This window comes from Planktotalea sp., from assembly GCF_049680325.1.
In the GTDB taxonomy this organism is placed as follows: domain Bacteria; phylum Pseudomonadota; class Alphaproteobacteria; order Rhodobacterales; family Rhodobacteraceae; genus Planktotalea.
In genome coordinates this window covers 1-1,615 of record NZ_JBAUHO010000282.1, presented here as the reverse complement: position 1 = coordinate 1,615, position 1,615 = coordinate 1, and the positions used below count along the sequence as shown (strand labels likewise).

2 protein-coding genes and 1 pseudogene are annotated in these 1,615 nt (G+C 55.4%); 2 read left to right on the top strand and 1 reads right to left on the bottom strand.

From position 1 onward, the window contains the following. Positions 1 to 197, bottom strand: a 197-nt coding sequence (locus WBC85_RS13065) for a LysR family transcriptional regulator (protein ID WP_424437908.1), incomplete at its 3' end; no start/stop codon positions are given. Positions 198 to 448: 251 nt separating this feature from the next. On the opposite strand from WBC85_RS13065, the gene WBC85_RS13060 reads away from it, so the two are divergent. Then, positions 449 to 1,414, top strand: a complete 966-nt coding sequence (locus WBC85_RS13060; protein WP_424437905.1) for a glycine betaine ABC transporter substrate-binding protein — start codon at positions 449 to 451, stop codon at positions 1,412 to 1,414. Positions 1,415 to 1,498: 84 nt separating this feature from the next. After that, positions 1,499 to 1,615: pseudogene (locus tag WBC85_RS13055) on the top strand (glycine/betaine ABC transporter); the annotation flags it as partial.

Here is a 1,615-nt window from a genome sequence, read left to right as displayed (position 1 = left end):
GGCAAAAACTGTGCCCCTGCGTCTGTGAGTTGCACAGGATAATGCGCGCGGTTGATAAGAGGCGCGCCGACCCAACTCTCCAACGCTTTGATTCGCCTACTAAAAGCAGACTGTGTGATGTTTCGCTCAGTCGCGGCGCGGGTAAAGTTTAACGTGCGAGCAAGGCATTCAAAATCGCCCAGCCAGTTCAAATCCATTGCCTTATTCCCATCCCGAAATGGCTCTCACGATAAGCTTATCTCAAACCATGCAAATTGCGAATAGTTTGATGAAATGTTAGAATTGGCACTTTCGAATTTTCCCGTTCTATTCTTGATCCATACGCCGCGGGTGCAGTCTATTGCACGCTCAGCGCCGGCCAAGGCGCAAGTTGCGGCATACGATGGACAACGATCCGACCACGCAAAAGACGCCAAGAATCCGGCGCGAACCAACTGGGGAATATGAAATGAAAACCAAATTGAACACACTCGGCCTTGCAGCAGCAGTCAGCTTTTTCGCGCTGCCCGCATACGCCGCAGAAGAAGTAAAAATCGGCCTGCCGTCATGGACAGGTGCCCAAGCGATCGGCCATGTGCTGGGCGAGATCGTCACTTCCCGCATCGGCGGTCAGGTCGAATATGTACCAGGCAACAACGCGACGATCTTTCAGGCGATGGATCAGGGCAAGGGCGACATTGACGTACATCCCGATGTCTGGCTTCCCAACCAGCAAAGCTTTACCGATAAATATGTGACCGAGGCGGGCACTGTGACGCTGTCGCAGAACTCCTATGAGGGCAATCAGGGATTCTGCGTGAGCAAGGATTTTGCCAGCGCGAACAGCATCACAGACATCGCGGATCTGGGCCGCCCTGACGTGGCCGCGTTGATGGACAGCGATGGCGACGGCAAAGGCGAGATGTGGATCGGCGCACCCGGTTGGGCCTCTGCCAACGTGAACGAAGTGAAAGTCCGCGACTACGGCCTGCTTGATTTCATCGAGCCGATCCGCGCTGAAGAAGCTGTGAAAACAGCACGTATCAAGGACAGTATCGCCAAGGGCGAAGGCTATGCCTTCTATTGCTACAAACCCCACGCGGTCTGGTTCATGTTCGACGTCGAGATGCTGACAGAGCCGACATTCGACGAGGCTAAGTACGTTATGATCCAGCCCTCCGATGATGCCGATTGGTACGAGAAGTCTTCGGTTGCGACCAAGGACGCGCTGAAGGATGTGCAGATCGCATGGTCCAACTCCCTCGCAGATCGTTCCCCTGCGATTGCTGAATTCTTCGCCAACTTCTCACTGACAGCGGACGATGTATCCGGCCTCGCCTTTGAGATCAGCGCCAACGGCAAAGAGCCTGCGGATGCAGCGAAGGAGTGGATCGCGGCGAACTCTGACCGCGTCGACGCGATGCTTGGCCTCTAAGGCTAGGCGGTCAAAACCAGCGGCACTGGCGCGTCCGGTGCCGTATTCCACGCCTTGCCCCTTATTCAATAAGCGAGCCCTGTCATGGCAAACGATACCGTCGTTGAAATCTCCAATGTCTGGAAGATTTTCGGCAACCGAAGCCAAGAAGCCCTTAAAGCCGTGCGAGAGCGGGGGCTTACCAAGGCTCAGGTGCTGGCC

Excerpts from the sequence above, each read along its gene's own strand:
- WBC85_RS13060 (WP_424437905.1), top strand. The coding sequence starts at position 449 with ATGAAAACCAAATTGAACACACTCGGCCTTGCAGCAGCAGTCAGCTTT.